This is a genomic window from Nonomuraea aurantiaca, assembly GCF_020215705.1.
Lineage (GTDB): Bacteria > Actinomycetota > Actinomycetes > Streptosporangiales > Streptosporangiaceae > Nonomuraea > Nonomuraea aurantiaca.
In genome coordinates this window covers 207,781-211,246 of the sequence record NZ_JAIWNB010000013.1, presented here as the reverse complement: position 1 = coordinate 211,246, position 3,466 = coordinate 207,781, and the positions used below count along the sequence as shown (strand labels likewise).

At 69.9% G+C, this 3,466-nt stretch carries 3 protein-coding genes and 1 pseudogene; 1 reads left to right on the top strand and 3 read right to left on the bottom strand.

The annotated features are described in order from the left end of the window. Nucleotides 1-48: 48 nt before the first annotated feature. Entirely contained in the window at nt 49-1,059 is a 1,011-nt protein-coding gene (locus LDL49_RS29430) for an ABC transporter substrate-binding protein (RefSeq protein ID WP_225295547.1), read from the bottom strand. 130 nt (nt 1,060-1,189) lie between these two features. Here LDL49_RS29430 and LDL49_RS29425 point away from each other — a divergent pair. Beyond that, nucleotides 1,190-1,318, top strand: a pseudogene (locus LDL49_RS29425) (aspartate 1-decarboxylase); the annotation flags it as partial. Between the two features lie 4 nt (nt 1,319-1,322). Here the strand turns inward: LDL49_RS29425 and LDL49_RS29420 are convergent. Together LDL49_RS29420 and LDL49_RS29415 are read right to left on the bottom strand one after the other, a co-directional pair. Then, nucleotides 1,323-2,432 (bottom strand): ABC transporter ATP-binding protein, encoded by a 1,110-nt coding sequence (locus tag LDL49_RS29420; RefSeq protein WP_225295545.1) that lies wholly within the window; start codon nt 2,430-2,432, stop codon nt 1,323-1,325. A gap of 14 nt (nt 2,433-2,446) precedes the next feature. Next, nucleotides 2,447-3,460 carry an NAD(P)-dependent alcohol dehydrogenase gene (locus LDL49_RS29415; RefSeq protein ID WP_225295543.1) on the bottom strand — a complete coding sequence of 338 codons (1,014 nt, stop codon included), beginning with the start codon at nt 3,458-3,460 and terminating at the stop codon, nt 2,447-2,449. Nucleotides 3,461-3,466: the final 6 nt, after the last annotated feature.

Here is a 3,466-nt window from a genome sequence, read left to right as displayed (position 1 = left end):
GAGCCGTGTGAGGGCCAGGCGAGGGCCAGGCGAGGGCCGTTCAGCCGGTCAGGTGACGTTGGACAGGTCGGTGATCGCGGTCGACGGCTTCATGTCGGCCGCGTTCGCCAGCTGGGGCACGAGCACGTCGAGCGCGTAGAGCAGCGCGTCCGGCCCGCTGTACGACAACGCGCCCCCGAGCGGAGTGGAGAAGTCCGTATAAATGGTGCGATCGGTCTTGACCACGTTCAGCCGGGAGAAGACCGGCGAGGAGGCCATCTTCGCCTTGGTCGAGCCGTTGACGAACAGCACGTCCTTGTCGAGCAGGTCCAGCCGCTCCTCGCTGACGTCGCCGCTCTGGCTCTGGGCGGCGAAGCCGAGCGCGTCGAACAGCGCCCGCCGCGGGTCGCGGCCCGGGACCAGGTAGTGCTGGCCGTTCTCGGGACCGTAGTCCACCACCAGAACCTTGCCGGTGAACTCGGGATGCGCCTGCTTCGCCGCGGCGATCTTGCCGTTGACCTTGTCGACGAGAGCCTGCGCCTGCGCGGACTTGCCCAGTGCCTTGCCCGTGGTGAGCGTCTGGACGTCCCACGGGGTCTGCTCATCCGGGTAGGCACTGGACTGGACCACCGTCGGGGCGATCTGCGAGAGCTTGTCGTACGTCTGCTTGTTGACCGTCTCGTAGATCGCGATGATCAGGTCGGGCCGCTGCTTGACGATGGCCTCGAAGTTGATCTCCGCCGAGAACGTGGGCAGGGGCTTGCCACCCAGCGCCGTCTTGACCCACGGATAGGTGAGGTATTCCTCGAACCACTCCCGCGTGCTCACCGGCACGACGCCGAGGGCGAGGGCGAAGTCCTGGTCGTTCCACCCGACGGTGACCACCCGGGTCGGCCGCGACGTGATCGTGGTGGAGCCGAACTTGTGGTCGATGGAGACGGGAAAGGCCGGATCGGCCGCCTCCGTGGCCTTCGGAGCCTGCGCGGAGCTCGAACACGAGATCAGCGAACCCACCATGAGGACGCAGGCCACGGCGATAGCCGCGGCGCGCCAGGGACGGATGGTGCCGGGAGGAGTCATCTGAGTTCCTTGTCTCTGTGCCCTCCGGCGTCTCGGTGACCGCTGGCCGGGGGGTTGCGCAGGCGGGAGTCGATGGGTGAACTTAGGATAGCATTACCTAACTTTTACCGACTCCTCGGAGGGCATGGACATGCAGCGCACCCTGCTCGGCGGAAAGATCCACAGGGCCACCGTGACCCGGGCCGACCTGCACTACGTCGGCTCGATCACGATCGACAGGGTCCTCATGGACGCGGCCGACCTCGTCGAGGGCGAGAAGCCGGTCAGGCGGGCAGCCGCCGGCCGCTGACCACCGAGAAGAGGCGTTCCTTGCCCGGCAGGATGCGCAGCCGGACCCGTTCGCCCTTGGCCGGGGGCATGTTGGGGTCGACGCGGGCGATGACGGTCTGTCCGAGGCGGACCGGATCGGTCGTGTCGGCGTACTGGCCGTAGAGGAAGGCGTCCGAGCCGAGTTCCTCCACGACCGTGACGGTGACCGGGAAGCTGCCCGGCGTGCCCTCGCCCACCACCTCGACGCCCTCCGGCCGGAAGCCCAGGATGACCCGGTCGCCGCCCTCCTCCTTGAGCGCCTGGATCGTCTCGCGGCTCAGTCGCACCCGCGTGTCGTCGAGGACCGCCTCGTCGCCCTCGACCGGGTACTCGGCGAGGTTCATCGACGGCGAGCCGATGAAGCCGGCGACGAAGACGTTGGCCGGGTGCTGATACAGCCGCAACGGCGTGTCGACCTGCTGGAGCACCCCGTCCTTGAGTACGGCCACCCGGTCGCCCATCGTCATGGCCTCGACCTGGTCGTGGGTGACGTAGACGGTCGTCACGCCGAGCCTGCGCTGCAGGGCGGCGATCTGGGTGCGGGTCTGCACCCGGAGCTTGGCGTCCAGGTTGGACAGCGGCTCGTCCATGAGGAACACCTTCGGCTCGCGGACGATCGCCCGGCCCATGGCCACGCGTTGCCGCTGCCCGCCGGAGAGCGCCTTGGGCTTCCGGTCGAGGAACTCGGTCAGGTCCAGCAGGCCCGCGGCCTCCTTGACCCGGCGGTCGATCTCCTCCTTGGGCGCCTTCATCACCCGCAGGGCGAAACCCATGTTGTCGGCCACCGACATGTGCGGATAAAGCGCGTAGTTCTGGAACACCATCGCGATGTCCCGGTCACGGGGCGCCAGGTGGGTGACGTCACGGTCACCGATGGCGATGCGTCCGCCGTCGACCCGTTCCAGCCCGGCGAGCATGCGCAGGGAGGTGGACTTCCCGCACCCCGACGGGCCGACGAGGACCAGGAACTCACCGTCATGGATGTCGAGGTCGAGCGCGTCGACCGCGGGCCGCTCGGTTCCGGGATAGACCCTGGTCGCCTCGTCGTAAAGAACTCTGGACATGATCTCCCCTAAACTCACTCCTGCGGCCGGACGACGGCCTTGACCAGCTCGGGGTCACGGGCGCCGGCCGTCAGCGCCTGCTCGACCTCGGCCAGGCCGTAATGGCCGGTCACCAGCGCGTCCAGCTGGACGCGGCCCGCGGCGGCCAGGGCGATGGCCGCCGGCCAGGTGCCGGCGTAGCGGAAGGTGCCCGTCACCTCGAGTTCGCGGGTCTGTACGTGGGCCAGCGGCAGCGGGATCTCATCGCCGCCCATGCCGACGAGGACGACCCGCCCGGCCCGGCCGACAGCGCGGATGGCCGGCCCGATCGCGGCCGGCTGACCCGAGCATTCGAGCAGCACGTCGGGCTCGAACCCGGCGTCGGACAGGGGGTTCTCGCGCACGTCGAGGGTCTCGCTCGCGCCCAGGTCGCGGGCCACCCGGAGCCGGACGGGGTTCACGTCGGTGACCAGGACGTCGGTGGCGCCGAAGGCCAGGGCGGTCTGCATGCACAGCAGCCCGACCGGGCCGGCGCCGGTGACCAGCACGCGGGCGCCCGGCTCGACCCGGGCCTTGCGGCAGGCCCACACGCCCACTGACAGCGGCTCGATCAGCGCGGCGGCGTCATCGGACAGGCTGTCGGGGACGGGGTGGGCGAACTCCTCGCGTACGACGACGTACTCACAGAAGGCGCCGTCGATCGGCGGGGTGCCGAAGAACCGCATGCGCGGGCAGAGGTTGTAGCGGCCGGCCCGGCATTGCCGGCAGGTGAAGTCGGGCGTGCCCGGCTCCACCGAGACGCGCCGCCCCACGAGCTCAGGGCCGACGCCCGGCCCGCTGACGACCACGGTGCCGGACGGCTCATGGCCCAGCACCAGCGGCGACTCCACCACGAAGTCGCCGATGCGGCCGTGCTCGTAGTAGTGCACGTCCGAGCCGCACGTACCGACCGACGCGACCCGCACCAGCACCTCCCGGGGACCGGGCTCGGGCCGGGGGCGCTCCTCCAGGAGGATCTTGCCGATGCCGTGCAGTACGGCCGCGCGCATGGCCTC